The sequence below is a fragment of the Arthrobacter sp. NPDC058127 genome (assembly GCF_042884555.1).
GTDB lineage: Bacteria > Actinomycetota > Actinomycetes > Actinomycetales > Micrococcaceae > Arthrobacter.
In genome coordinates this window covers 482,625-507,473 of sequence record NZ_JBHVTT010000001.1, presented here as the reverse complement: position 1 = coordinate 507,473, position 24,849 = coordinate 482,625, and the positions used below count along the sequence as shown (strand labels likewise).

Here is a 24,849-nt window from a genome sequence, read left to right as displayed (position 1 = left end):
TGACGCACTTAGTGCCCCCTGGCGATCCATTCCTCCAATTGGGGCGCCTCGGCTCCAACCGTAGTGGAGCTGCCGTGGCCGGTCAGGACGAGGGTGCTTTCCGGCAACGGCAGGATCTTGGAACGGATGGAATCGATGATCGTGGGGAAATCGCTGTAGGAACGCCCGGTGGCACCGGGTCCGCCCTGGAACAGCGTGTCGCCACTGAACAGTATTCCTTCGCTCTCCAGATAGAAGGACACGGAACCGGGTGAGTGGCCCGGTGTGTGGATGACGCGGAGCCGGGTGCCGGCGACCTCGAAGATCCCGCCGTCGGCGATGCCGCCGTCGGGATTTGCCGCGGGGTACACCGCCTGCCACAGCATCCAGTCGTCACCATGCAAGTGGATGGGCGCCCGGACGATGTCCCGGAAAGCCCCCGCGGACCGGATGTGGTCGTCGTGGCCATGCGTAAGAAGGATGGCTTTGACGGTCCGGTCCCCGACCGCCTCCGCGATGGACTCGGGCTGGTGCGCGGGATCGATCACGATGCACTCGGAATCGTCTCCGACAATCCAGACGTTGTTGTCCACGTCCCAGGTACCGCCGTCGAGCGAGAAGGTGCCGGAGGTGACGACGCGGTCAACACGAACGGTCTTGCTTTCCTCGGTCACAGTTCAACCACCGATCGAAGGACAGACCCTGAATGCATCTTGTCGAAAGCCTCCTCGATATCGGCGATGCCGATCCGTTCCGTGACGAAGGCGTCGAGATCGAGCTTGCCTTGCCGGTACAGGCTGACGAGCATGGGGAAGTCGCGGGACGGCAGGCAGTCGCCGTACCACGAGGACTTCAGCGAGCCGCCCCGGCCGAAGACGTCCAGCAACGGGAGTTCGAGCGTCATTTCCGGCGTCGGGACTCCCACCAGCACCACCGTGCCGGCGAGGTCACGCGCGTAGAACGCTTGCTTGTAGGTCTCGGGGCGGCCGACGGCGTCAATCACCACGTCCGCTCCAAAGCCGCCGGTGAGTTCGCGGATTTGTTCCACGGGATCGCCTTGCGAGGAGTCCACCACATGGGTGGCTCCGAGCTCGCGTGCACGGTCCAGCTTCTTGGCGTCGATGTCGACGGCGATGATGGTGGTGGCGCCTGCCAAGGCAGCGCCGGCGATGGCGGCCACGCCGACACCGCCGCAGCCGATCACGGCCACCGAATCGCCGCGTTTCACGCCTCCCGTGTTGATTGCGGCGCCCAGCCCGGCCATCACACCGCAACCGAGCAAGCCGACGGCGGCAGCATCGGCGTCGGGATCAACCTTGGTGCACTGCCCCGCGGCGACGAGCGTCTTCTCCGCGAAGGCGCCGATGCCCAGCGCGGGGGAGAGGACCGTGCCGTCCTCGAGTGTCATCTTCTGTGTGGCATTGTGCGTGTTGAAACAGTACTGGGCCTGGCCGCGGTTGCAGGCGCGGCAATTGCCGCAGACTGCCCGCCAGTTCAGGATCACGCGGTCTCCCGGGACGATGTCGGTGACATCCGGACCGACGGCGCTCACAACGCCGGTGGCCTCATGGCCGAGAAGGAAAGGGAAATCATCGCTGATGCCACCGAGTTTGTAATGCAGGTCGGTGTGGCACACGCCGCTGGTGAGGATGTCCACCAAGGCTTCGCCCGGGCCGGGCTCCGGGATGAGGATCGTTTCGAGGGTGACAGGTGCGCCTTTCGAGCGGACTACTGCCCCTTTGACTGCGTGGACCATGGATAACTCCCCTGTGAGGTTCGTGGACCGCGGACTGGTGTCCGGGTCTGATCCCAAACTGTCTATCACACGGGCCGGACTGCGGTCCGGGGGTTGCTGCGCATTCAGCGTGTGGCGTAGCTGCCTGCGAACGACGGAGGCCGGTAGCACGGACACCCTGCGTCCGTGCTACCGGCCTCCGGAAAATCAGGCGGCGAGGCGCGCTTCGACCTCGGCGGCGGAGGGGTTGGTGGCCGCGGTGCCGTCAGGGAAAAGGACCGTGGGGACGGTCTGGTTGCCGCCGTTCAGCTTCTCCACGAGTTCGGCAGTGCCCTCAACCTCTTCGATGTTGATCTCGTTGTAGCCGATGCCCTTGGCATCCAGCTGCTTCTTGAGGCGGTTGCAATAGCCGCACCAAGTGGTCGAGAACATAGTGATGGTGCCGGATTCGGGGGTGAAGTCCACGGATTCTCCTGTCGTCTTTGTTATGAACTACTCGCGTCAACGGTAACCCGGCAGGCACTATTCCTCCGCGCGCATGTGTCACATGACACGCCAAGGCCAATCGGGCAGGGGTTTGGGCACCCGGGAAACTTCCCTGGACAGAGCCGAGCCGGCTCAGACGGTGACTTTGCCGCCGTCGTCGACTGTCCACGTCGGGTTGTAGGCAATCTCCCATCGGAAGCCATCGGGGTCCGCGAAGTAGCCGGTGTAGCCGCCCCAAGGTTGGGCCTTCGGGGGAGCGACGACGACGGCGCCCGCGGCCTGCGCTTCGGACATTGTGCGGTCCACGTCCCCGGGGCTGGAGACGTTGTGGCTCAGCGTGATGCACGGGACTCCCGACGGCGGATCGACGGCAGCTTCACCCTGCATCTGTTCCACATTCCAGAGGGACAACATCAGCCCGTGGTTGACCTGGAGGAACAAGACGTCGCCTGGAAACTCGGCGTGGACCGGCCAGCCAAGGCCGTCCACATAGAAACGGCGCGACACATCAATGTCGCGCACGCCCAACGAGATGAAATCGACGCGCGGTTCCATAGGACCGTAAGTATTCGGTCCTAGAGCGATTCTTCGACGGCGACGCCGGACTGGAATTCGCGGCCGTCGGCTTCACTGAAGGCCGTCATCACATGTCCCTTGCCAAGGCCGTTGATCGCCGAGAGAGGGAAATGGCCCGTAATGGTGTTCCCGGAGTGCTCAACGCCCTTGAGGTCGTAGTTCTCTTCGGCACTTTGGTCATGGTTAAACGAGAAGAATGCGATCGCCTCCCCGTTCATGAACTCGATGCCCAGTCTTCGTTGAGAGGAATAGTCCGGAGTCGCCGCTACAAGGCCTACGACAAAGGCGCCGGAACCAGGGATGTTGCCCTCGATCTCGAACTTCGCCACGAGCGTGGCTTCCGTGGCGGTGATGCTGGCCTGCTTCAGAAGTGCCTCATGGATGCTCATGGCTCAATCCTGCTCTGTGCAACCTCCGCCGTCCACCCCTGATTCGGGATTTGTCAGTGCTTTGCCGTCGGCCGGATTCGATCGGACATATGGCCGAAATCCGCCCTGACCAGCCGGAAGACTCGGTGATACAGGTACCGGCAGGGCCTCCCTCGCGGCGCGGAAGGCTTCTAGGGTTGAGGACGTGGATAACCGGAATGAACGCATGCAGCGCTTGCTCGTCCCGTCTGCGGCGCTGCTGTGGGGGTTCCAGTTCGCGTTCCTCAACCCTGCGTTGGCACTACTGTTGGTGGCCCTGTTCAACGCCACACCAGCCGAGGTGGGGTGGGTCCTCGCTGTCTACAATGCCAGCGGCTTTGTCGCTTCCCTTCTCGTGCCTGCCTATGCAGACCGGGCGAACGACTACCTGCGGCCCATGCTGGCCTGCGGGGTCCTGACGCTGGCGCTGTCCGCCCTCCTGGCGGTGGGCACTTCGCTGCCGCTCGCCGTCGTGGGCTTGATCGTCCTTGGCGGTCCTGCGGGGGTAGGCAGCTCGCTCTTATTCGCCCACCTCAGGCACTCAGGTGCCGGAACGTCGGATGTGGTGAACACGCGCGCGATTGTCTCCTTCGCCTGGGTGGCGGGACCGCCCCTGGCGACGTTCATCATGGGCGCGCTGGGCAATCGGGCCATCCTGCTCGCCCTCGGTGTGGTGGCCGTCCTCAATGTCGCCACGACCGCTGCCATGATTTCCCGACGGCGGACTGCCGCCGTCGAGGATCGGCCCAGGGCCCAAGGCGACGAGGACGGGCACCCGTTTTCGAAATTCGGGGTCGCCGCCGTCGTCTTCGCTTTTGTCGCCTTGCAGGCCACCAACAGCGCCGCTGTGTCCATCATGAGCCTGTTCGTGACGCAGGGGCTCGGCGTGGATGTCATCTGGGCGGGCATCGCGCTTGGTGTGTCGGCCGCGCTTGAGATCCCTGCGCTCTTCCTGATCGGGCGGCTCGCGCGCCGCTATTCCAGCCGGGCGCTCATCGCATCCGGCTGCGTGGCCGGGATGGCCTACTACGCGTCCATGGCGTTTGTCTCCAACCCCTTCACCCTGATCGCGCTCCAGGTCCTGAATGCCTGGTTCTTCGGGATTGTGGCGGGCGTGGGGCTGACCCTGTTCCAGCGGCTGATTCCCCGTCCCGGCCTGGCCTCGGGGCTCTACACCAACACCAGGCGCGTCGGCGCTATCGTTTCCGGCCCCATCATCGCTTTGGGATCGACGACGGCGCTCGGCTACCAAGGCATCTTCGCGGCCTGTGCGGCCCTCACCGTCCTGGCGCTGCTGGTCATCGTGCTGGCCGGACGGCCGTCGCGGCGGATGCCGCCGAAAGAGCGGCTTGCCGCCTCGGCTCCCGGTGCCCGCTCTTGACGCTATCGATTGAGCCTGACCACGCGCAGGATGATGCCTGCCGCGAACATGAGGACGCCCAGGCCCGCCGATAGCGGCGGAAGCGTGGCCACGAGGATTACGCAAGCAAGGGCTCCGAACACCTGGAGCGCTTTGGGGTATCGGCGGTCTTCGGCCGGCTGGGTGAACGCCGCAACGTTGGCCACCAGGTAGTAAATGAGCACGCCGAAGGAGGAGAAGCCGATCGCGCCGCGCAGGTCGGCGACCGCGACGATCAAGCAGATCACGACGGCGAGGGCGACTTCGGCCCGGTGCGGGACACGATAGCGGGGGTGGACGGCGGCGAGCCAATGCGGCAGGTCGTGGTGCCTGGCCATTGCCAGGGTAGTGCGGCCCAAGCCCGCGATGAGGGCCAAGAGGGCACCGAGGGAAGCCACGGCGGCTCCCACGCGGACCACCGGAACGGCCCAGGCGAAGGTCCCGGCACCGACGGCGGCAGCGAGCGGCGTCGGGGTGCCTGCAACGCCGTCCGGACCGAGAGCGGCGAGAAGAGTCACGGCGATGATCGCGTAGACGACGACGGCGATGCCCAACGCGATCCCGATGGCACGCGGAATGGCAAGGCGGGGATTGCGGACTTCCTCTCCCATGGTCGCGATCCTCGCGTAGCCGGCGAAGGCGAAGAACAGCAAACCGGCGGATTGGAGGATCCCGTACCAGCCGTGAGCAAGCAGCCCATCCCCGGGGATGTTCGCCGGGGAGGGAGCAGAACTACTCCAGCAGGCTGCCACCCCAATGGCGAGGGCCGCCAGCACGGCGAGAACCAGGATGCGTGTCAGGCCCGCCGTGCGGGTCACCCCGTGATAATTCACGGCGGCGAGGACGACGACGGCGGCGATGGCCACGGGACGTTCCCACCCCGGAGGGGCCGCATAGGCGGCGAATGTCATGGCCATGGCCGCCGCGCTGGCGGTCTTGCCGATGACGAATCCCCATCCGGCCAGGTATCCGGACCACGGTCCCAGCCGTTCGCGACCGTAAATGTACGTTCCACCCGATGTGGGATATGCGGCGGCGAGCTGTGCGGAGGACGTCGCATTGCAGAATGCCACCGCCGCCGCGACGACGAGTCCAATCAGCAGGCCTGAACCCGCTGCGGAAGCGGCCGGGGTGAAGGCCGCGAACACGCCGGCGCCGATCATGGAGCCTAATCCGATCACGACCGCGTCGAAGGTACCCAGCCGACGGGCCAGGGCCTGCGGGTTGCTCATGACCCTAGGACTTCCCCGCGACTGTCAGTACGATGAGGACGCAGTTGAGGCCCACGATGAGGGCGGCACTGGTCCACCCGGCAATCTTCAATGGCGTGGAATCCGTATGGATGCCCATGACCTCGCGCTTGCCGGTGAGCCGGATCAGTGGAATCAAAGCGAAAGGTATGCCGAAGCTCAAAAGGACTTGGCTCAGCACGAGTGCCAGGGTGGGTTCTATGCCCGCGCCGAGAATGACCAGGGCCGGGACCAAGGTGACCACGCGGCGTATCAGCAAGGGCACCCGGATCTTGAGGAGTCCGCCCATGACCGTTGCGCCGGCGTAGCATCCGACGGACGTCGAAGCAAGGCCCGAGGCAAGCAAACCGACGCCGAAAGCCACGCCGATGATTGGTCCAAGGGCCGAAGTAACAGCGGCGTGGGCCCCGGCGATGGTGTCGGTTCCTTCTACTCCCCGCAGGCTGGAGGCGGCCAAAAGGAGCATGGCGATGTTCACGACGCCGGCCAGCATCAAGGCCCCCACGACATCCACGCGGGTGGTCTTGATGAGCCTCGTCCGTACAGCGGGATCTTCCGAGAAGCCATGCCGGTCCCGGGCCAGGGCCGAATGGAGGTAGATGGCGTGCGGCATGACGGTGGCTCCGAGCATGCTGGCAGCGAGGAGGACGGTGTCCGTGCCCTCGAATCGCGGCACCAAACCGGCCAACACGCCACCGGTCTCCGGGGGATTGACGAAGAGCCCCGAAACGAAACCGACGGCTATGACGGCCAGGAGCATCATGATGGCGTACTCAAAGGACTTCTGGCCTCGTGACGACTGGAGCGCCAAGAGCAACATGGATGCCAGGCCGATGATGATTCCGCCCATGAGAAGCGGCAGCCCGAACAGAAGATTGAGGGCTACCGCTCCGCCGATGACTTCGGCCATGTCGGTAGCCCCGGCAACCACCTCTGCCTGGACCCAGAACAGTCTGCGGCGGTGGGTTCCCAAGCGCTTGCCCAGGAGTTCCGGAAGGCTGTGGCCAGTGGCCAGGCCGAGCTTCGCCGACTGGTACTGCACCAAGACCGCCATGATGTTCGCCGCCACCAGGACCCACACGAGCAGGTAGCCGTAATTCGCTCCCGCAGTGAGGTTTGCCGCGACGTTGCCCGGATCCACGTATGCGATCGCAGCCACGAAGGCCGGACCCAACAAGAGCAGCCGGGACCTCCACCGGGTCTTGCTCGCCGGTCGCTCAACAATCGTGGCAGCCATGGTTTCCTCAACGTCGGGGATACGGTCATGAAGAGGATACCGTTAAGTTAGGCGTACCGAAAAGTAGTTTTTAGGTATGGCTTAGGCGTGGGTGGGTTCTTCCACCAATGCCGTGGCGATGCTATCCGCATCCTCGAGGGCGGCGAGGTACCGTTCGGCATCCAAGGCCGCGGCGCAACCCGTGCCGGCGGCCGTAATGGCTTGGCGATAGCGGTGGTCCACGGCGTCACCGCAAGCGAAGACTCCTGACAGATTGGTGACAGTGGTGGGGGAATCGACCTTGATGTATCCCTCGGCGTCGAGTTCCACTTGTCCCGCAACAAGGTCCGTCCGCGGGACATGTCCAACGGCAACGAATATGCCCGTCGCCGCATGTTCGCGCGATTCACCGGAACGCGTGTCGGCCAGGGTTACCCCGGTGACTTTGGCGTCGCCGTGGATGGCGGTGATGGCCGAGTTCCACGCGAAGCGGATTTTCGGATTGTCCTTGGCCCGCTGCGCCATGATCCGGGAGGCCCGGAGCTCCTCCCTGCGGACGACGACGGTCACGGTCTTCGCGAACCGGGTCAGGAACATCGCTTCTTCCATGGCGGAATCCCCGCCGCCCACCACGATGATTTCCTGTTCGCGGAAGAAGAAGCCATCGCATGTGGCGCACCACGAAACGCCGTGTCCGCTCAGCCTCTTCTCTTCGGGCAAGCCGAGTTCCTTGTAGGCGGAACCGGTCGCAAGGATCACGGCGGGTGCCTCGTGGGTGTCACCCGAGCCGGTGACCACGCGCTTGAGGTGGCCAAACAGCCGGACTTCAGTGGCGTCGTCGAACACTATCTTGGCGCCGAAGCGCTCGGCCTGCTCCTGCAGGCCATCCATGAGCTCGGGACCCTGGATCCCGGCGGGGAAGCCGGGGAAGTTCTCCACCTCCGTGGTGTTCATCAACGCGCCGCCGGCGGTGACTGATCCGGCAAGGACGAGGGGGCTCAGGCCCGCCCGGGCGGCATAAATTGCCGCGGTGTAGCCGGCGGGGCCGGACCCGATGATGATCAGCTGTTCTTTGCTCATGGGACAAGTGCAACAAGGTCGAGGGATTCAATCAAGGGGCTCGTCAATCCACGTGCATAATGGGTGAATGTTTAACGAAGCCGGAGCCGTTCTGATCCGGCCCATGAGTCACGAGGATTGGCCCGAGGTCCGTGCGATTTTCACGGAGGGTATCGAGACCGGGCAAGCAACCTTTGAAGCAGCGGCACCCGAGTGGGAGCAATTCAACGGGAGCCGCCTTCCCGATCACCGATTCGTGGCTGTTGCATCCGGCCGCGTGGTGGGGTGGACGGCCGTTTCCGCTGTGTCTACGCGTCCGGCGTATGCCGGCGTCGTCGAACACTCCGTCTATGTCGCCGGTTCTGCCCGCGGACGGGGCGTCGGAAGCCTGCTCCTGCAAGCGCTCGCTGCGTCGACCGAAGAGCACGGCATCTGGACCATCCAATCGAGCATTTTCCCCGAAAACCAGGCCAGCATCCGCTTTCACCAAGCGAATGGCTTCACGATCGTTGGCCGCCGTGTACGCATCGCTCGCATGAGTGCCGGGCCCCTCGCCGGCCAGTGGCGGGATACGCTCCTGCTCGAACGCCGCTCACTCCGGGTCTGAGCAGCGAGGTTTGAGCGGCGCGCCAGTGCCGCGCACCGGGGGCGCCTCATGGCACTTGGCAGAGGCTGTTGAGGGCTGCCCATTGGAGGAGCATGATCGACTTTCCGTCCACGATGCGGCCGTCGTGGATCATGGCGAGGGCGTCGGCGAACGCAATCTCGATGATTTCGATGTCTTCACCCTCCGCGGCTACTCCACCGCCGGGGCCTGTCTGGTCCGCAGGGGTATAGGGCGCGACGTAGAAGTGCAGCCTTTCGGTGACCGATCCGGGGCTCATGTATGCGTCGAAGACGTGCCGCAGCGCTCCGACGTCGACGCCCAGCTCCTCGCTGGCCTCGCGACGGATAGCGGTTTCGGGATCGTCGTCGTCCAGCAATCCGGCAGCGGTCTCGATCAGCATCCCGTCCGGATGATTGTTGACATAGGCCGGGAAGCGGAACTGCCGGGTGAGTAGAACCGTGCCCCGGCCGGCGTCGTACAACAGAATCGTCGCGCCATTCCCGCGATCGTAGCTTTCGCGTTGCTCCGTGACCCATCGGCCGTCCCTGCGGCGGTAGTCGAAGGTGGTGCGACGCAGCACGTGCCAACCGTCGGAAGTCACTTCGACGTCGCGCACCACCACGGCGGGATTGCGGTCGAGGCCTCGGCCGGCCTGGTCGAGACCGGTGCGGCCGCGGTGGTCGGGTACATCAATTCCAGGACGCAACGTTGTGGGTGGGGCATCGTTTCTCGGAGTCATCCCGCTAGAATAGTGCATGATCGTGCAACATCAGGAAGGAATGGGCATGCTTGCTGCCGAACGGCACAAATTTCTACTCTCGCGGCTTGCGGCCGATGGCAAGGTGATCGCCAAAGACATCGCCCACGAACTTGGATTATCCGAAGACAGCGTGCGCCGCGATCTCCGCGAGCTTGCGGCGGCCGGGCTCTGCCAACGTGTCTACGGCGGTGCCCTGCCGGTTTCCCCCGCCATCGCCGACTATGCCGCCCGCGCTACGGTCGAGCCGGAGAGCAAGGGCCGCATTGCTGCCCGCGCCGCTTCGATGATCCAGCCGGGTTCCGCCGTGATCCTCGACGGCGGCACCAGCACCCTCGCGGTGGTTCACGCGTTGCCCGCCGAACTCGACTGCACAGTGATTACCCACAGCCCGACCATCGCCTCGGCGCTTGTCGAGCATCCCCTCGTCGAGGTGTTCCTCCTCGGTGGCCGCTTGTTCAAACACTCTGCCGTGACCTGCGGGGCCGCGGCCGTCGAGGCCACCCAGGCCATTTCCGCCGAGCTGTTCTTCCTCGGTGTCACCGGAGTCCACCCCGTCCACGGACTCACCACCGCCGACGCCGACGAAGCCGCCATGAAACGCGCCCTGGCTGCCCGTGCGGCAGACACCTACGTCCTCGCGAGCACCGAGAAAATCGGGGCCGCTTCGCGCTATTCGGTGTTGCCCTTCACCAGCATCGCCGGCATCATCACCGATGCGCCAGCCAACGATCCAACCATGAGGCAGCTCTCGCGCCTTGGCGTAGCCCTTGTTGGCGCCGGTTGACCCTGGTTCGCGCTATTCCACACGGTCCTCGTGTGCACGGGTGACGAAGTGTTCAACGCGCCGGTCAGGAACCAGCCAGATCATGGCCACGACCGTGTAGGCCGCGACGCCAAGCAAAGGATGGAGCAGGCAGAGGCCCAGACCGGCCACATAGATGAGCGGCGAGGCCTTCCCCTTCCAGTCCCGGCCAATTGCCTGGGCGAGCGCACCCTGCCGCCCCTGGTGCCGGATCAACGACTGCTGCAGGACGAAGTAGGCAACGGCGGCGCATAGCAGGTTGAAACCGTATGCCAGCACAGGCACCTCGGCGAAGCCCGACTCGTCCATCCAACGTGTGCTGAACGGGAAGAGGGATATCCAGAACAACAAGTGCAGGTTCGCCCACAATATTCGGCCGTTGACCCGATCCGCCAGGTGGATCATGTGGTGGTGGTTGTTCCAGTAGATCCCCACGTAGACGAAGCTGAGCAAGTAGCTGAGGAACGTGGGAAATACGCTGAGCAGGGCATGCCAGCTCGGTTCCGCGGGCACCCGCAGCTCAAGCACCATGATGGTGATGACAATGGCGAGGACACCGTCGCTGAATGCCTCGAGCCGGTTCTTGTTCATCGCATTGCCTTCATGGGGACATCATCGTTGCTGCGGACGCCCGCGGCCAAGAGATTACGCCCGCCCTTCCCGCCTAGCCCAGTGTGGACGCGTCAATGACGAAGCGGTACCGCACATCGGAGGCGAGCACGCGCTCGTAGGCATCGTTGATCTTGTCCGCCGGGATGACCTCGATCTCGGCGCCAAGTCCATGTTCGGCGCAGAAGTCGAGCATGTCCTGGGTTTCCCGGATGCCGCCGATCGCCGATCCCGCGAAGGAACGCCGTCCCGTGATGAGTGAGAACACGTTGACAGGCAGCGGTTCGGCCGGTGCGCCGACGTTCACCAGCGCGCCGTCGAGCGTCAACAACTGAAGGTAGGAACTGATGTCGATCGGGGCGCTGACCGTGTTGATGATCAGGTCGAAGGTTCCCGCGAGCTTTTCGAAGGTGGCCGGCTCGCTCGTGGCGAAATACTGGTCAGCGCCCAAGCGCAAGCCGTCTTCCATTTTCTTCAGCGATTGGGACAGCACCGTGACGTCGGCGCCCATGGCGTGGGCGAGCTTGACGGCCATGTGGCCCAGCCCGCCGAGTCCGACGACGCCGACCTTCTTGCCCGGGCCCGCACCCCAGTGCCGAAGCGGCGAATAGGTGGTGATGCCTGCGCACAGCAGGGGAGCGGCGGCGTCGAGCCCTATTCCTTCGGGGATGCGCACCACGAAGTCCTCGGTCACCACGACGTGGGTGGAGTAGCCGCCCTGGGTGATGGTCCCGTCGCGGTCGACGGCGCCGTAGGTCCCGGTCATGCCTTTCAGGCAGTACTGCTCCTCGCCCTTGCGGCAGTTACCGCATTCGCGGCAGGAATTGACCATGCAGCCGACGCCGACGCGGTCGCCGACTTTGTGGCGCGTGACTTCGGAGCCGATTTCAGTGACGATTCCGGCGATTTCGTGGCCCGGCGCGAGTGGGTAGGACTGTGGTCCCCAGTCGCCGCGGACGGTGTGGATGTCTGAATGGCAGATGCCTGCGTACTTGATCTCGATGAGCACGTCGTGGGCACCGACGTCGCGGCGCTCAATGGTGGTCGGGACGAGGGCCTCGCTCGCGGACGGGGCGGCGTAAGCACTTACGGTCAGCATTTTTCTCCTGTGGGTGGACGGAGGATTGGCACTATCCATCCAACCGGAGATTTCCGACGTGAGGGAGTCCCTGCTGGTACGGGTACTGGCAGGGACTCCCTCAACTGAATCGGATCTGTTGCGGACTAGCTTGCGCCCAGGAAGATCGGGTTCGTCAAGGCTGCCATGGGGCCGAGCGGGATGACCGTTCCCATCTCCGTGCCGCTGCCGGACGTTCCGTCGATCTTCGGATGCCGGACTTCGACGCGCACGTACGCCGCGAGCTGCGGGGTGGTAAGCCACGTGCTCGTTCCCTGGCCCGACGCGGGAAGCGTGACTTGCTGGGTTTGTCCTTCATCCGTGATGAAGCGCACGACGCCGTTCGGCACGCCGGCGATTTTCGCCGTCACCGTGACCGGGGCGTCTACCGCGACGTTGAGCCGCTCGCCGACGGTTGCGCTCTTGCCGCCCGACGCGACTTGGAAGTCCACCGAGACGTCAGCCGACTCGGCGATCCAGTTCCGTCCGTTACGGATGCCGTCCAGCAGGGCATCCCGGGACAACGCCGCGGCGTTGACCACGTTGTGCGGGAGTCCGATGACCTGCGGGACACTGTGGGCGTCGCTGTTGCCCATCGCCGGGAGCCACCGGCCACCTGTGCGCGCGGAGTGGGCGAGCATCGAGTCCCAGGTGTTGACGGAGGACTCGTCGTCCAGGGTCCACGGGCCCGTCCATACCTCAACCGCATCGGCGTCGTCGTAACCGAACTTCCAGCGGCACGCGACGTAGGGGCAATAGGGGTGTGCCGGAACAACGATTCCACCCGAGGCGTGGATCCGCTGGGCTTCCTGCTCGAATCCCTTGTCGCGGGCCCGATAGCGCCAGTCGATCCATTCGCCCGGCTCCAAGCCGAGCGCGAGGTAGTGGCCGTTGCGCGTGGTGACTTCCTCGCCCGTGAGGATGAGCAGGTCGTTGCCGGCGAGCGGCCCCCAGGCGCCGTGCGATGCCGGCGTGTTGTGGTCCGTGGAGATCATGAAGTCGAGACGCGCAGTGCGGGCGCCGGCTGCGACTTCCTCGGGGGTTCGCTTTCCGTCCGAGTAGACGGTGTGCAGGTGCGCATCGCCGCGGTACCAGGCTGCGCCGCGGCCGGCGATCTGCTGTGGCGGGTACTGGGGCTTGAAAGGGGCGACGTCGGGTCCGTACTCAAGGGTGACGTTCACGGTGTAATCAAGGCCCTGCCCTGCCACCTGGTACGGGCCAAGAACAACGTTCCACGTGCCCTTTCCAATCGGCCCCGGCAGGTAGCCCGGAGTCGTTTCGCCCGCGCTGATGCTGAACTCGGTCCGGAAACCGCCGGACCAGCCGCGGAAACCCTTTCCGGCGAGGTCGGTGCCCTTCTCATCGAAGATTCCGATGTCGCAGGCGTTCGCGAGGAGTCCTGAGGCCACCTGGGGCTTGCTGTAGGTGTAGGAAACGCTGATTTTGTTGACGCCGGCCGGGACCTCGACCGGCAAATACACGAAGTCCGCTGCACCGGGATCCAGATGGCCGGTGATCGTCTTGCTCTTGCTGGTTCCGGTAGCGGCGGCCGCGAACGAAACCGGGGCCAGGGTCAGGGCCGCGCCGGTCAGTGCGGCGGCCAGGAAGCCGCGCCGGGTAGAGGAAAAGGAGGCATTGTCGCCCGAATGGGCTTTGCATGGTGAAGTCACCCGCTCGATGTTGCCCACCGTTACTGAACAGTAGGCAACGGAACCAAGAACGCAGCATGAAAGCAGGAGCGCCAGCAAGCGGCGTCCATTCAGTGGACCTGTCCCAAATTGACCCTTGCCACGAGCCATGCCCGGGCTTACTGTTCTTGGCATGCACCAAGGTCTGGGGCGACGGCGCAAACCTTTCCCATGGACCGAACAGGACGGTGTTTTAGATGTGCGATATTCCGGGTTTGATCAGTCGCCTTGAGGCCGAAGACCTCGCTCGATTGCGCGAGGCAGGCAAAGAAAAGCCCTTGGAACCGGGGATGGTCGCCGCCATAGACGCCGCGGCCGGCGGGCCAGGGGAAGGCCGCGGGTACTACGTGGTCAGTGGTTCCCTGTATCCGGTCGAAGCAAGGGACTACCACCTCAGGGAAGACGTAGCGGAGGCCGTGCTCGCAGCGGAAGGAACCTCTGTAGGCGTCACTGCATAGGCCCGGGGATGCCGGCATCCACGCCGCAATAACCCAAGCCGCTGGCACCGGCCCACACTGGAAAACCAGGTGGGCCGGTGCTTTGGGGTATAGGGTGCTTTCGGCTACAGGGTGCCCAGCAGCTCCTGCATTTCCTTGATCTCGGCCTCCTGGGCCGTCACGATATCCTTGCCGAGTTTGAGGGCATCGGCGTTCTCGCCCTCGGCGCCTTCCTTCTGTGCCATGGCCACGGCCCCTTGGTGGTGGGCGATCATGTGGGTCAGGAACAGCCTGGCTGCTTCTCGGCCTTGGGCGGCCTCGAGTTTCTTCAAGTCCTCGTTGTCCACCATTCCGTCCATGGCGTGTTCGCCCGACATCCCGGCGGGCTCGTTCCACTCCTTGAGCCAGCCCTCCATCTTCTCGATCTCGGGGCCTTGGGCTGCCTTGATCCTGCCGGCGAGCGCAGTCACTTGTGCAGGGACGCCCTTCTTGGCGAGCACAACATCGCTCATCTGAACGGCCTGGGCATGGTGGGGGATCATCATCCGGGCAAACCCTGCGTCCGCCGCGTTGTGGCCTCCGGCTGTGCCCGCGGCCGGACCGGATGGGGAGGCGCTTCCGTGGTTCATTCCCGGCATGCTGCTGTCACCGCCGGTTCCGGCCGAGCAGCCAGCAAGTGCGATCGCTGTAGCCACAGTAAAGGTGGTCATGGTCAGGTTTTTTCTCATGGTTTTGGGGTCCTTCAATCAATCAGCCTGCAGACTTGCGGCCGCGTGGGACGCGCACAGCAAGCCCACCTCGTGGGTGGCGCGTCATGGTGGAGTCTTGTGCAGCGGGCCGGCGGCTCGATGCGGCTGTGGATTTTACGTGCGACTGATGCAGAGATCACCCGGGGAAGGACTACCCGGGCGGTGCGAATATCCGGAGACCAGGACGCCGCCCCCGGCGGTGCCCGCATTGGCATATGGGGGGACGCCGGGTAAAGGAGCTGTCAGCGTGTTGTGGCCCGGAGCAGGCACGCAGACGGCGTGCAAGGCCGACATTCCGGTGCAGGTGCCTGGGCATGTACAGGGCGCCGCGGGTGACGAAGTCGCGTGCTGAACTGCGGCTTCATCCGGCAGCGACGCACGTTCAGCGTCCGTGTGGACACCATGCGACTGGCTCACGACGGCGGACTGGCTCACGACCGCGGACTGGCTCACGACGGGGGTGGCGTGCATGCTGTGGCCACCCGCCATGACATGCATCCCGACGATTCCGGCGATGATCGCCAGCAGTCCTGCCAACAGAGCTATGCGGAGAAGGAAGGCGGTGGCGCGGCCCCGTAGGGGGTCGGTCATGGTCTTCCTCCTTCCGCAGCTTGTGCGCTCTGTACCCAGGCTTTACGACGGGTTCAACGAGTATAGGCGCAGTTCCGTTTCACCCCGCCATGGTCCGTCCCGTCATGGTCCTTGGCGGTTGCGCGGCTTTCGCGGCGGCGGCTTCGCGGGCAAGGAATGCTCCGAGTTCGCCGATGGTGCTCATCAAGGGCGCGGGGAAGACGACGGTGGTGTTCTTGTCCACGCCGATCTCCACCATGGACTGCAGGTTGCGCAACTGCAGCGCCAAAGGGTGGGCCATCATGGTGTCAGAGGCCATGCCAAGTGCTGCGGCGGCGAGGGACTCGCCTTCGGCGGCGATGATCTTGGCGCGCTTCTCGCGCTCGGCCTCGGCCTGGCGGGCCATGGCGCGCTTCATGCTGTCCGGCAGTTGGATGTCCTTGAGTTCCACGAGGGTCACTTCGACGCCCCATTCCAAGGTCAGTCCATCCAGGATCTGGCGGATGTTGGCATTGATGACATCCGTTTCCGCGAGCGTTTCGTCAAGCGTGTGCTGGCCCACCACCTTGCGCAGCGTGGTTTGCGCGATCTGGTCTATTGCGGCGTAGACGTTTTCGATGGCGAGGACGGATTTGATGGCGTCCACCACCCGAAAGTACGCGACGGCGGAAATGTCCAGGCTGACGTTGTCCCGCGTGATGATGCCCTGGGACTGGATAGGCATGGTGACGATCCGCAGGGAGACTTTCCTCAACCGGTCGACGAACGGGATGATGAGGACAAGCCCCGGGGTCCGGAGGCCCTGGACCCTCCCAAGCCTCAACAGGACACCGCGCTCATACTGCGTGACAATGTGGACGGCCATCGCAAACCAGATGACCAGCAGGACAATCAAGACAATCAGCCAGGTGATGGCGTCCGCTGTCATGGCCGCCCACCGGCTTCATCGCGTAGTGCTGATGCGTTCATGACGGAGATCCTTCGGTGGCAGTGGAGGGAAAAGGGAGCCCACTTTCCGCAGCGAGGCAGGCGAACCCGCTTACGTTGTATCTCCAGTAAATACCTTGGATTCGCGGAGTTGTAGGGCCACACATGAAAGGAACGCCCCTGGGACGTTCCTTTCAATTTCGTGGCTTAGACCCTTTCGCGGGTCCGGTCGATAACCGGCTCCGGATCGTTCGTGAACTCACGATGGCGGCGTGGGAAGGCCCAGAACATGAAGTCCTTCGCGTCCACCTTGGGCTCAGGGCGTTCCTCGGGTTCCTGTGAGGCATCTTTCCTGGTGTCCCGCCGGAAATCCTTGTTGTAGCCGTAGCACATCACAGACCTCCTTCTAGCAACTGCCTTTTAATCGTCCTCCCGATTCGGCAAGCAGTCCACCTTTCAGGGTCGGATCCGCATATATGGACAATGGAGGAGTGAAATCCCCACTCGTTCCGCGGAACGCCGCGCTCGCATACCGCCCTTTCGACCTGGACCGGATTGGCGCGGGACTGGTCTTCGGAGAATCGCTGGGGGAACTCGCCGAAGCCCTCAGGGCGGGAGGATCGGCAGGAGCCGCCGTCGTGCAAGCGCCTCCGGGGACCGGCAAGACGACGCTCGTCCCGCCCTTGCTTGCCAATATGACCTTCGCCAACATCGCGGCCGGCGCCGTCACGGGGACAGAGCGCCCCCGGGTGATCGTGACCCAACCACGACGGGTCGCCGCGCGCTCAGCCGCACGGCGCCTCGCGGCCCTGGACGGTAGCCGGCTGGGCGATCGCGTCGGGTACACGGTCCGCGGAGAAAGCCAGGCGGGCCCCGGGACCATCATCGAGTTTGTCACTCCCGGAATCCTCCTGCGCCGCCTGCTCGCCGATCCGGGACTTGAGACTGCCGGCGCTGTGATCCTGGACGAGGTTCACGAACGCGGCCTGGAGACAGACCTATTGCTCGGGATGCTTATTGAAGTCCGTGAGCTGCGGGACGACCTCACTCTCGTCGCGATGTCGGCAACCCTGGACGCGCCACGGTTTGCCGCGCTGATTGGTCGGAGCGTCGGAGAAGGTACGGACGGAAGGCCCGACGGCGGCGGGCCGGCACCCGTCGTCGACTGTCCGTCCGCCCTGTATCCCTTGAAGGTGGACTGGGCGCCCACGTCCGCTCCACGGCTGGACGGACGCGGCGTAACCCGAGCCTTCCTGGACCATGTGGCGGACACGGCCGCGGCGTCGTACATGGACACGCTCGCAACTGATCCGGATATCGACGCCCTCGTGTTCGTCCCGGGCGCGGGGGAAGTCTCCTACGTCGCTTCCCGGTTGCGCGCCCGCCTTGCTGCGAGGCTACCGGACGCCGAGGTATTGGAGCTTCACGGCCAGGCAAGCCCGGCGGAACAAGACCGGGCGGTTTCCGGCCGTGAGCCCGGCGGACCTCCCCGGATTGTCATCTCGACTGCCCTGGCCGAATCCTCCCTGACCGTTCCGGGAGTCCGGCTCGTCATCGACTCCGGACTGTCCCGTGAGCTGCGTCGTGACGCCAACCGCGGCATGTCCGGCCTCGTGACGGTCTCCTGCTCCCGCGCCTCCGCCGAACAGCGCGCCGGACGCGCGGCGCGCCAAGGGCCTGGACGGGTGGTCCGCTGCTACGAGCAAAAAGCGTACGGCGCTGCACCGGCGCACCCCACCCCGGAAATCGCGGCCGCGGACCTGACGGGCGCCGCGCTCGTCCTGGCCTGTTGGGGGTCACCGGGTGGCCGGGGACTGGCTCTTCCGGACGCACCGCCCCAAGGCGCGATGGACGACGCCATCGAGGTATTGGGAGAGCTTGGCGCGATTAGCCCGGACGGACTTGCCACGGACGTGGGAAAGACCCTGGCCAGGATTCCCGCCGATCCACGTTTGGCCCGCGCACTGCTGGATGGTGCCGCCACTGTCGGGCACCGCGCGGCTGCCGAGGCGGTCGCCCTCGTAGCAGGGGATCAACGGGCTCCAGGAGCCGACCTGACGCGCCTCCTGGCCGCACTCCGGGCAGGCAAGGACCCTGCCGCCCGGCGTTGGGCGGAGGATGTCCGCCGCATGGAGGCGATCGCGCGCCAGGAGGGACCCGGCGTCGGGCCTTCCCTGGCCGCGCCGCCAAGCCGGTCTTCACCGGCGAGTCCCGCCGAAGCCTTGGGGTTCGTCGTCGCGCTCGCGTTCCCGGACCGTGTGGCGCGCCGCGTTCCAGGCACCGGCCCTGAACGGTACCTGCTGACGTCCGGGACACGTGCCGGACTGCCGGCGGGCAGTCCGCTCGCCGGGCACGAGTGGCTCGCCGTGGCCGAAGTGTCCCGTGCGGAGGGCCGGGATGCGGCAGGCACCGGCGCAGTCATCCGTTCCGCCGCGCCCTTGGCGGCGGATGCGGCGGAAGCTGCCGCCAGCCACCTCCTGCGCGACACGGTGGAGGCCGAATTCAAGCAGGGACGTGTCACCGCCAGGCGGGAACGGCGGCTGGGAGCGATCGTGCTTTCGTCGACGCCTGTACTGCCCTCCATCGACGACGGGCGCGCTGCCGTAGCCCGTGCCCTGGCGAAAGAGGGCTTGGGGACCATCGGATGGTCGACAGTAGCCGATGCCTTGCGCCGGCGACTGGCTTTGCTGCACAGGGAACTGGGCGATCCGTGGCCGGACGTCTCCGAACCGGCGTTGCTGGCCCGGCTGGACAAGTGGCTGGCGCCGGAGCTCGAAGCCCTCGCAGGAGGCGCTGCTACGAGCGGGATCGACCTGGCCGAGCCGTTGCGGCGGCTTTTACCGTGGCCGGAAGCGGCCCGTCTCGGCGAGCTGGTGCCGGAATGGCTTGAGGTGCCGAGCGGCTCCCGGGTGCGGATCGACTATCCGGACGCGGCAGACGACGGCGGGCGGCCGGTAGTGGCCGTGAAGTTGCAGGAGTGCTTCGGCTGGGCTGCAACGCCCCGTTTGGTGGGCGGACGGGTACCGGTGCTGTTCCATCTTCTTTCTCCGGCCAGGCGCCCGCTGGCCGTGACAGATGACCTGTCTTCCTTTTGGTCCGGCCCCTATGCCCAGGTCCGTGCCGAAATGCGCGGCCGCTATCCGAAGCATCCCTGGCCCGAGGACCCGTGGACAGCGCCCGCCACGGCCAGGACCAAGCGAAAGATGTGACTTCGGCTTGTCGGCAGTTCCAGCCATCTGGGTGGCATTCACAGGCTCGTTCTTTAGGATGCCACGGTGATGAACATGGAATTGCGTCCCGCTGACCTGGCCAACGACTGGTGGCAAGCCGTGCTGCGGGGATTCGCGACGCAAGAGGTCCCGAACCTTGCGACACCTGTTGTGCTGGGCATCCTCGCTGCGGCCGTCGTGCTGAGCATCCCGCGGGCCACCTGGCGCTGGTTCGGCCTGTACGTGACGTTTGTGCATGAACTGGGCCACGCTTTCGCCGCCCTCATGACGGGGCGGGTTGTCCACGGGCTCCGGATCGGGCTGGACCATTCAGGACAGCTCCTGAGCAGCGGGCGCGGCAAGTTCGGGGCGGCCTGGTCCGGTTTCTGGGGCTATCCGAGTCCGGCGGTGGTAGGCGTGGCGCTCATCTGGTCCGTGTCGGCCGGGCGCTCGGGAGCGGCCATGTCCATCGGCGCGCTTGTGTTGCTGCTCGCACTGATTTTTCTGCGGAACTTCACCGGAATCTTCGTGGCGCTCCTGAGCGCGGCGATTGCCCAGCTGCTTGTCATGTTCGCCACTGCCTCGACGGTGAGCCATGTGGTGCTGGGACTCGGCATAGCCCTCGAGGTGGGGGCCGTGCGGGATTGGTTCAAGGTGGCTTCGGTCCATACCCGCCGCCGGGACCGGCTTGCGTCGTCGGACGCCTACATCCTGGCCCGTGCCACCGGGGTGCCGTCCTTGCTGTGGCTGGTGGCTTTCGCCGTTGTCATTGCAGCGAGCGCGGCCTTTTCCGTTCGCCTGGTGTGGGTCATGCTCTCCTAAGCCTGCGGTTTCGGCACAGACGGCATGGATTGCTCTTGCCGTGCGCCGGTCCAGGGTGTGGAATCGGTTAGCAAAGGACGCGGGGGATCCGGCTTCTAACCCAGGAGGTGCTCATGTCGGTGAAAGGCCCAGGCAGTGCGACGAAGGGGTCGAACCGGACCAACCCCGATCTTCGACGCGCGGACCCCTCTTCGGTGCCGGCCGATCGGCCCGAGAATATCCGCAACGTCGTCCTGATTGGCCGCTCGGGCGCGGGAAAGACGATGCTGCTCGAATCGCTCCTTTACGCTGCCGGCGTTGTGTCCCGCATGGGTTCGATCGTGGATGGCACCACTGTGAGTGACTCGGAAGCGACGGCCATCCACCAGCAGCGGTCCATCGGGCTATCCGCGGCGCCGCTGGTCTTCGACGACGTCAAAGTGAACCTTCTCGACACCCCGGGCTACGCCGATTTCATGGGAGAGTTGCGCGCGGGGCTGCGTGCCGCGGATGCGGCGTTGTTCGTGGTGTCGGCAGTTGACGGCGTCGACGCCGGAACCACCGCCCTCTGGGGCGAATGCGAGCGCGTTCGCATGCCTCGGGCAGTCGTCATCAGCCGGCTTGACCATCCGCGGGCGAACTACGATGCTGTCCTGGCCGAATGCCGGGCCGCCTTCGGTGATTCCGTCCTTCCCCTTCACTTGCCTGTCCGCAAGGGTGACGCCGTCTCGGGAGTGCTCGGGCTGCTTTCGGGCTCGGTATCGGAGTACACCTCCGGGGAGCCCAGACCTGCTGTCCGTCCGGCGACCGCGGAGGAACTGGCCGGCGCGGAGGGTGTCCGGGGGGAACTCATCGAGGGCATCATCTCCGAGAGCGAGGACGAGACCTTGATGGACCGGTACCTCGGAGGCGAGGAGGTCCCCATCGACACGCTCGTGGAAGACTTGGAGACCGCGATCGTCCGCGGGACGTTCTTTCCCGTGCTGGCCAGCTCCTCGGTGACCGGGGTCGGCACGGCCGAACTGCTGGAAGTGCTGACCAGGGCGTTTCCGTCTCCAACCGAGGGAAGCCTCCCGACGGTAACCGACCTGGGAGGGACACCTGTCGCACCACTGACCTGCGATCCGGACGGTCCGCTCCTTGGCGAGGTCGTGCGGACTACCGTTGACCCGTTCCTGGGACGGGTGTGCTTGGTCCGGGTCTTCTCAGGGACGCTTCGCGAGGACTCCGCCGTGCATGTAGGCGGGCACGGCCTGGCCGAACGCGGCCACCCCGACCACGACAGCGACGAGCGGATCACTCATCTCTACTCGCCGCTGGGCTCCAACCTTCGGCACGTACAGTTTGCAGTGGCCGGGGACATTTGCGCGCTGGCGAAGGTGGCGAGCGCCGAGACGGGAGACACGGTTTCCGCCCGTGAGGCTCCCTTGCTCGTGGAAACCTGGGACATGCCCGAACCGCTGATGCCAGTGGCGATCGAAGCGGCCTCGCACGGAGATGAGGATGCGCTGTCCAAGAGCCTTGCGAAGGTCGCGGCAGGAGATCCTACCCTTCGGGTGGAGCGCAACTCCGAGACACACCAGCTGGTCCTGTGGTGCATGGGCGAGGCCCACTCGGAGGCAGTCCTGGACCGCTTGCGGGAACAGGGGGTGAAGCTGCAGACCGTGGACGTCGTCACGCCGCTCCGGGAAACATTCGCCGCACAGGCCGCCGGCCACGGGCGCTATGTCAAACAATCCGGCGGCCACGGACAGTACGCGATTTGCGATATTGAAGTGGAACCACTTGAACGCGGCGGAGGCTTCGAGTTCGTCGACAGGATCGTTGGTGGGGTCATCCCCGGCACGTACGTTGTGTCGGTCGAGAAAGGCGTCCGGGCCCAGATGGGCAAGGGGGTGCGGGCAGGTTTCCCGGTGGTCGACATCAGGGTGACCCTGGTAGGCGGCAAGACGCACAGCGTCGATTCATCGGACGCGGCTTTCCAGGCGGCCGGCGCGTTGGCCTTGCGGGAAGCCGCTGCGGCGGCCAGCATTCAACTCCTTGAACCGATTTCGGCCGTGACGGTCCTTGTGGCCGACGATCACGTGGGTGCGGTCATGAGCGATCTGTCCTCCCGCCGCGGGCGCGTCACCGGGACGACGTCCGTGGGCGGCGAGAGGACCGAGATCAGCGCCGAAGTCCCGGAACAGGAACTGCTGCGGTACGCGATCGTGCTGCGGGGGCTGACGTCGGGAAGCGGTCGGTTCCGCCGTGAGTACTTGCGGCATGAGCCGCTGCCTCCCGGCATCGCCGTTGCCGCGGCGAAAGCCTGAGGCTCAGCCGTTCTTTCGAAGGAACGCTGACACCGGAGCCGCCAATGAGGCTCCCACCTCCCCAGCGCTCTTCTTGACCCCGACACGTGCAAAGGAATGGTCGCCGCCTTCCCACCACTCGATAATGGCAGAGGGTCCAATCCGCGCCACGACGTCTTCGAGCAGCTCGGGCGTAGCGAAGGTGTCCCGGGTGCCCTGCAGGAAAAGCATGGGCAGCGTGAGCCCGTAAAGGTGCTCGTCACGGAGCTTCTCCGGTTTTCCCGGCGGGTGCAGGGGGTAGCCGAGGTAGACGAGTCCAGCGGCGGGCATGCCTTCGGCCACCGCCATCGACGCCATGCGACCACCGAAGGACTTGCCGGCCGCCCACAGCGGTTCGCCCTCCGAACGGGACGCCGCTTCCGCCATGACGGCCCGCCATGCCGCGATCGCGGCAGGCGGCCGGTCGGGGAACCGCTTGCCGGCTTCCCGGTAAGGGAAGTTGAAGCGCAAAGTCGCGACGCCGTCGTCGTTCAACGCTTGCGCGAGTCCGCCCAGGAACGGGTGCTCCATGCCTGCCCCGGCCCCGTGGGCGAGAACAAGGGTCGCGACCGGTTTGTCCGGCCTTGCGTAGATACCGGAGATCGGTGCGCCGTCGACGTCGATCGTGACACGGGATTCGGCGATGCTCATGCTCACTCGAATCGGGAGGGATCGCCGGTGCCGCGCCTGACCACTTCGGCCGTGCCGCTCGAGAAGTCCACCACGGTTGTCGGCTCGGCGCCGGTGTCCCCGGAATCGATCACGGCTTCCACCAGATTGTCCAGGCGTTCCTTGATTTCCCAGCCTTGGGTCAAGGGCTCCTCCTCGTCGGGGAGCAGCAAGGTGCTGGAAAGGAGCGGTTCGCCCAGTTCGGCCAGCAGGGCCTGGACAAAATTATGGTCCGGAATCCGCACGCCCACGGTCTTTTTCTTGGGGTGCAGGAGCCGGCGCGGCACTTCCTTCGTTGCAGGCAAGATGAATGTGTAGCTTCCCGGGGTGACGGCCTTGATGCTTCGGAACACATCGTTGTCGATCATGACGAACTGCCCGAGCTGCGCGAAGTCCTTGCAGACCAAGGTGAAATGGTGTTTGCTGTCGAGCTGCCGGATCGAGCGGATCCGATCGAGGGCTTCCCTGTTGCCGATTTGCGCCCCGAGTGCGTAGCAGGAATCGGTGGGGTAGGCGATGAGCCCGCCGGACTGGAGGATATTCACCACCTGGGCAATTGCGCGTGGTTGTGGGTCCTGGGGGTGGACATCGAAGAATCTTGCCATGCCACGAGCTTACGGGCAGGCAGTACTTCAGGACAGGACATCCTTGCTCGTGAACTTGCCATAAGCCAACGCCCCGGCCGCCACGATGTAGGCCGCCTGCAAGAGGGCGTTGTCGCCGAAGCTCGTCCACGAGATGGGTTGGCGCAAGAGATCGGCAAACCCCAGCCAGTAGTGGCTGAACAGCCACGGGTGCAGCCACTCAAGTTGCGGCAGGTTGTCGGCCACTTGCGACACCACGGACAAGACGATGGTTGCAGCCATGGCTCCGACCGGCACGTCCGTAAAAGTGGAAATTGCCAGCCCGATGGCGGACAGCCCCAACAGCGACACCGCGATGTACGCGGCAATCAGCAGGGAACGCACCACGGATTCGCCCACGCCGATTGTGTCGCCCGACAGCAGGGTGACGGGACCCACCGGGAAGAGCGCGACACCGGCCAGCGCACCGGCGGCGGCCACCGTGAGGGTCGCTGCGAGGCAGAACACCGCGGCGGCCCCGTATTTGATCAACAAGAGGCGGACGCGACCGGCCGGGGCGACCAGCAAGTACCTGAGCGTGCCCAGGTTCGCTTCACCGGCAATCGTGTCGCCTGCCACCACTCCGATCGTGAGGGGAAGGAACAAGGGCACGGAGACGATCATTGCCGTCACGCCGACGAAAAGCCCGTTTTGGGTGATGCGGTCCAGGAAAGGCGGGCCGCGGCCCGGCGCCACGGGATGCGAGCTCAGCTTGACCGCCGCAGCAATGAGGACGGGAATCGCCGCGAGGGCCAGGAGCATAGCCCACGTCCGCAGCCGCCTGAACAGCACCGAAAGCTCCGAGGCCATGAGTGACCACGAGCTTGATGCCCTGGCCGCTGGC

26 protein-coding genes are annotated in these 24,849 nt (G+C 65.3%); 7 read left to right on the top strand and 19 right to left on the bottom strand.

Annotation, left to right across the window (positions count from 1 at the left end; genetic code table 11):
* Window positions 1-8: 8 nt before the first annotated feature.
* The 5 genes from ACFVTG_RS02380 to ACFVTG_RS02360 form a co-directional block, all read right to left on the bottom strand.
* Window positions 9-653 carry an MBL fold metallo-hydrolase gene (locus ACFVTG_RS02380; RefSeq protein ID WP_390277638.1) on the bottom strand — a complete coding sequence of 215 codons (645 nt, stop codon included), beginning with the start codon at window positions 651-653 and terminating at the stop codon, window positions 9-11.
* Entirely contained in the window at window positions 650-1,735 is a 1,086-nt protein-coding gene (locus tag ACFVTG_RS02375) for an S-(hydroxymethyl)mycothiol dehydrogenase (RefSeq protein ID WP_390277636.1), read from the bottom strand. The genes ACFVTG_RS02380 and ACFVTG_RS02375 overlap by 4 nt, the downstream gene beginning before the upstream one ends.
* 186 nt (window positions 1,736-1,921) lie before the next feature.
* A complete protein-coding gene (locus tag ACFVTG_RS02370) occupies window positions 1,922-2,179 on the bottom strand; it encodes a mycoredoxin (protein ID WP_059389319.1) in 258 nt (85 codons plus the stop codon).
* A gap of 153 nt (window positions 2,180-2,332) precedes the next feature.
* The gene (locus tag ACFVTG_RS02365) at window positions 2,333-2,755 is read right to left on the bottom strand and encodes a VOC family protein (RefSeq protein WP_284752720.1); all 423 of its coding nucleotides are present in this window, start codon (window positions 2,753-2,755) and stop codon (window positions 2,333-2,335) included.
* A 20-nt stretch (window positions 2,756-2,775) separates the two neighbouring features.
* A complete protein-coding gene (locus ACFVTG_RS02360) occupies window positions 2,776-3,165 on the bottom strand; it encodes a hypothetical protein (protein WP_184735461.1) in 390 nt (129 codons plus the stop codon).
* 184 nt (window positions 3,166-3,349) lie between these two features.
* Here ACFVTG_RS02360 and ACFVTG_RS02355 point away from each other — a divergent pair, with 184 nt between their 5' ends.
* Entirely contained in the window at window positions 3,350-4,564 is a 1,215-nt protein-coding gene (locus ACFVTG_RS02355) for an MFS transporter (protein ID WP_390277632.1), read from the top strand.
* Window positions 4,565-4,566: 2 nt separating this feature from the next.
* Here ACFVTG_RS02355 and ACFVTG_RS02350 read toward each other — a convergent pair whose 3' ends face one another.
* The 3 genes from ACFVTG_RS02350 to trxB all read right to left on the bottom strand — a co-directional run bounded on the left by ACFVTG_RS02350 (window position 4,567) and on the right by trxB (window position 8,128).
* Window positions 4,567-5,814, bottom strand: coding sequence for an APC family permease (locus ACFVTG_RS02350; protein ID WP_390277630.1), 1,248 nt, complete (start codon window positions 5,812-5,814; stop codon window positions 4,567-4,569).
* Window positions 5,815-5,818: 4 nt separating this feature from the next.
* Window positions 5,819-7,069 (bottom strand): Nramp family divalent metal transporter, encoded by a 1,251-nt coding sequence (locus ACFVTG_RS02345; protein WP_284752723.1) that lies wholly within the window; start codon window positions 7,067-7,069, stop codon window positions 5,819-5,821.
* Between the two features lie 81 nt (window positions 7,070-7,150).
* Window positions 7,151-8,128: a thioredoxin-disulfide reductase gene (gene trxB, locus ACFVTG_RS02340; RefSeq protein WP_390277627.1), complete on the bottom strand. Its 978-nt coding sequence runs from the start codon at window positions 8,126-8,128 to the stop codon at window positions 7,151-7,153.
* 67 nt (window positions 8,129-8,195) lie between these two features.
* Here trxB and ACFVTG_RS02335 point away from each other — a divergent pair, with 67 nt between their 5' ends.
* Window positions 8,196-8,714 (top strand): GNAT family N-acetyltransferase, encoded by a 519-nt coding sequence (locus ACFVTG_RS02335; protein WP_390277624.1) that lies wholly within the window; start codon window positions 8,196-8,198, stop codon window positions 8,712-8,714.
* 46 nt (window positions 8,715-8,760) lie between these two features.
* Here the strand turns inward: ACFVTG_RS02335 and ACFVTG_RS02330 are convergent, their stop codons facing one another.
* Window positions 8,761-9,453 carry an NUDIX domain-containing protein gene (locus ACFVTG_RS02330; RefSeq protein ID WP_390277622.1) on the bottom strand — a complete coding sequence of 231 codons (693 nt, stop codon included), beginning with the start codon at window positions 9,451-9,453 and terminating at the stop codon, window positions 8,761-8,763.
* 46 nt (window positions 9,454-9,499) lie between these two features.
* Here ACFVTG_RS02330 and ACFVTG_RS02325 point away from each other — a divergent pair, with 46 nt between their 5' ends.
* Window positions 9,500-10,258 (top strand): DeoR/GlpR family DNA-binding transcription regulator, encoded by a 759-nt coding sequence (locus ACFVTG_RS02325; RefSeq protein ID WP_390277620.1) that lies wholly within the window; start codon window positions 9,500-9,502, stop codon window positions 10,256-10,258.
* 12 nt (window positions 10,259-10,270) lie between these two features.
* Here the strand turns inward: ACFVTG_RS02325 and ACFVTG_RS02320 are convergent, their stop codons facing one another.
* The 3 genes from ACFVTG_RS02320 to ACFVTG_RS02310 form a co-directional block, all read right to left on the bottom strand.
* Window positions 10,271-10,867, bottom strand: coding sequence for a TMEM175 family protein (locus tag ACFVTG_RS02320; RefSeq protein ID WP_390277618.1), 597 nt, complete (start codon window positions 10,865-10,867; stop codon window positions 10,271-10,273).
* A gap of 73 nt (window positions 10,868-10,940) precedes the next feature.
* Window positions 10,941-11,984 carry an NAD(P)-dependent alcohol dehydrogenase gene (locus ACFVTG_RS02315; protein WP_390277616.1) on the bottom strand — a complete coding sequence of 348 codons (1,044 nt, stop codon included), beginning with the start codon at window positions 11,982-11,984 and terminating at the stop codon, window positions 10,941-10,943.
* A gap of 125 nt (window positions 11,985-12,109) precedes the next feature.
* Window positions 12,110-13,672, bottom strand: coding sequence for a CehA/McbA family metallohydrolase (locus ACFVTG_RS02310; protein ID WP_390277614.1), 1,563 nt, complete (start codon window positions 13,670-13,672; stop codon window positions 12,110-12,112).
* A 233-nt stretch (window positions 13,673-13,905) separates the two neighbouring features.
* On the opposite strand from ACFVTG_RS02310, the gene ACFVTG_RS02305 reads away from it, so the two are divergent.
* Window positions 13,906-14,148, top strand: a complete 243-nt coding sequence (locus ACFVTG_RS02305) for a hypothetical protein (RefSeq protein WP_284752730.1) — start codon at window positions 13,906-13,908, stop codon at window positions 14,146-14,148.
* A 104-nt stretch (window positions 14,149-14,252) separates the two neighbouring features.
* Here ACFVTG_RS02305 and ACFVTG_RS02300 read toward each other — a convergent pair whose 3' ends face one another.
* The 4 genes from ACFVTG_RS02300 to ACFVTG_RS02285 form a co-directional block, all read right to left on the bottom strand.
* The gene (locus ACFVTG_RS02300) at window positions 14,253-14,837 is read right to left on the bottom strand and encodes a DUF305 domain-containing protein (protein ID WP_390277612.1); all 585 of its coding nucleotides are present in this window, start codon (window positions 14,835-14,837) and stop codon (window positions 14,253-14,255) included.
* Window positions 14,838-14,990: 153 nt separating this feature from the next.
* On the bottom strand, window positions 14,991-15,467 hold the full coding sequence (locus ACFVTG_RS02295; protein WP_390277610.1) for a hypothetical protein: 477 nt from the start codon (window positions 15,465-15,467) through the stop codon (window positions 14,991-14,993).
* Window positions 15,468-15,546: 79 nt separating this feature from the next.
* Window positions 15,547-16,374, bottom strand: coding sequence for a slipin family protein (locus ACFVTG_RS02290; RefSeq protein ID WP_284752733.1), 828 nt, complete (start codon window positions 16,372-16,374; stop codon window positions 15,547-15,549).
* A gap of 206 nt (window positions 16,375-16,580) precedes the next feature.
* Window positions 16,581-16,766, bottom strand: coding sequence for a hypothetical protein (locus ACFVTG_RS02285; RefSeq protein ID WP_078108763.1), 186 nt, complete (start codon window positions 16,764-16,766; stop codon window positions 16,581-16,583).
* Window positions 16,767-16,864: 98 nt separating this feature from the next.
* Here ACFVTG_RS02285 and hrpB point away from each other — a divergent pair, with 98 nt between their 5' ends.
* From hrpB to ACFVTG_RS02270, 3 genes are all read left to right on the top strand, one after another.
* Window positions 16,865-19,582, top strand: a complete 2,718-nt coding sequence (gene hrpB / locus ACFVTG_RS02280; RefSeq protein ID WP_390277608.1) for an ATP-dependent helicase HrpB — start codon at window positions 16,865-16,867, stop codon at window positions 19,580-19,582.
* A gap of 69 nt (window positions 19,583-19,651) precedes the next feature.
* Window positions 19,652-20,404: a M50 family metallopeptidase gene (locus ACFVTG_RS02275; RefSeq protein ID WP_284752817.1), complete on the top strand. Its 753-nt coding sequence runs from the start codon at window positions 19,652-19,654 to the stop codon at window positions 20,402-20,404.
* A 113-nt stretch (window positions 20,405-20,517) separates the two neighbouring features.
* Entirely contained in the window at window positions 20,518-22,695 is a 2,178-nt protein-coding gene (locus ACFVTG_RS02270) for an elongation factor G-like protein EF-G2 (protein ID WP_390277606.1), read from the top strand.
* A gap of 3 nt (window positions 22,696-22,698) precedes the next feature.
* On the opposite strand, the gene ACFVTG_RS02265 is transcribed toward ACFVTG_RS02270, so the two are convergent.
* Genes ACFVTG_RS02265 through ACFVTG_RS02255 form a run of 3 tightly spaced genes read right to left on the bottom strand, consistent with a single transcriptional unit; the run spans window position 22,699 to window position 24,815 of the window.
* Complete coding sequence (locus ACFVTG_RS02265; protein WP_390277604.1) at window positions 22,699-23,364, bottom strand: alpha/beta family hydrolase; 666 nt, start codon at window positions 23,362-23,364, stop codon at window positions 22,699-22,701.
* A gap of 2 nt (window positions 23,365-23,366) precedes the next feature.
* Window positions 23,367-23,987 (bottom strand): L-threonylcarbamoyladenylate synthase, encoded by a 621-nt coding sequence (locus ACFVTG_RS02260; RefSeq protein WP_059389303.1) that lies wholly within the window; start codon window positions 23,985-23,987, stop codon window positions 23,367-23,369.
* A 27-nt stretch (window positions 23,988-24,014) separates the two neighbouring features.
* Entirely contained in the window at window positions 24,015-24,815 is an 801-nt protein-coding gene (locus ACFVTG_RS02255; protein WP_390277602.1) for an ABC transporter permease, read from the bottom strand.
* Window positions 24,816-24,849 lie beyond the last annotated feature (34 nt).

Bases quoted from the DNA above. Each gene is read 5' to 3' on its own strand.
- ACFVTG_RS02325 (WP_390277620.1), top strand. From the start codon at position 9,500: ATGCTTGCTGCCGAACGGCACAAATTTCTACTCTCGCGGCTTGCGGCC.
- ACFVTG_RS02330 (WP_390277622.1), bottom strand. From the start codon at position 9,453: ATGACTCCGAGAAACGATGCCCCACCCACAACGTTGCGTCCTGGAATT.
- ACFVTG_RS02365 (WP_284752720.1), bottom strand. From the start codon at position 2,755: ATGGAACCGCGCGTCGATTTCATCTCGTTGGGCGTGCGCGACATTGAT.
- ACFVTG_RS02255 (WP_390277602.1), bottom strand. From the start codon at position 24,815: ATGGCCTCGGAGCTTTCGGTGCTGTTCAGGCGGCTGCGGACGTGGGCT.
- ACFVTG_RS02265 (WP_390277604.1), bottom strand. From the start codon at position 23,364: ATGAGCATCGCCGAATCCCGTGTCACGATCGACGTCGACGGCGCACCG.
- ACFVTG_RS02375 (WP_390277636.1), bottom strand. From the start codon at position 1,735: ATGGTCCACGCAGTCAAAGGGGCAGTAGTCCGCTCGAAAGGCGCACCT.
- ACFVTG_RS02290 (WP_284752733.1), bottom strand. From the start codon at position 16,374: ATGACAGCGGACGCCATCACCTGGCTGATTGTCTTGATTGTCCTGCTG.
- ACFVTG_RS02275 (WP_284752817.1), top strand. From the start codon at position 19,652: ATGAACATGGAATTGCGTCCCGCTGACCTGGCCAACGACTGGTGGCAA.
- ACFVTG_RS02320 (WP_390277618.1), bottom strand. From the start codon at position 10,867: ATGAACAAGAACCGGCTCGAGGCATTCAGCGACGGTGTCCTCGCCATT.
- ACFVTG_RS02350 (WP_390277630.1), bottom strand. From the start codon at position 5,814: ATGAGCAACCCGCAGGCCCTGGCCCGTCGGCTGGGTACCTTCGACGCG.
- ACFVTG_RS02345 (WP_284752723.1), bottom strand. From the start codon at position 7,069: ATGGCTGCCACGATTGTTGAGCGACCGGCGAGCAAGACCCGGTGGAGG.
- trxB (WP_390277627.1), bottom strand. From the start codon at position 8,128: ATGAGCAAAGAACAGCTGATCATCATCGGGTCCGGCCCCGCCGGCTAC.
- ACFVTG_RS02300 (WP_390277612.1), bottom strand. From the start codon at position 14,837: ATGACCACCTTTACTGTGGCTACAGCGATCGCACTTGCTGGCTGCTCG.
- ACFVTG_RS02295 (WP_390277610.1), bottom strand. From the start codon at position 15,467: ATGACCGACCCCCTACGGGGCCGCGCCACCGCCTTCCTTCTCCGCATA.
- ACFVTG_RS02335 (WP_390277624.1), top strand. From the start codon at position 8,196: ATGTTTAACGAAGCCGGAGCCGTTCTGATCCGGCCCATGAGTCACGAG.
- ACFVTG_RS02315 (WP_390277616.1), bottom strand. From the start codon at position 11,984: ATGCTGACCGTAAGTGCTTACGCCGCCCCGTCCGCGAGCGAGGCCCTC.
- ACFVTG_RS02260 (WP_059389303.1), bottom strand. From the start codon at position 23,987: ATGGCAAGATTCTTCGATGTCCACCCCCAGGACCCACAACCACGCGCA.
- ACFVTG_RS02270 (WP_390277606.1), top strand. From the start codon at position 20,518: ATGTCGGTGAAAGGCCCAGGCAGTGCGACGAAGGGGTCGAACCGGACC.
- ACFVTG_RS02285 (WP_078108763.1), bottom strand. From the start codon at position 16,766: ATGTGCTACGGCTACAACAAGGATTTCCGGCGGGACACCAGGAAAGAT.
- ACFVTG_RS02360 (WP_184735461.1), bottom strand. From the start codon at position 3,165: ATGAGCATCCATGAGGCACTTCTGAAGCAGGCCAGCATCACCGCCACG.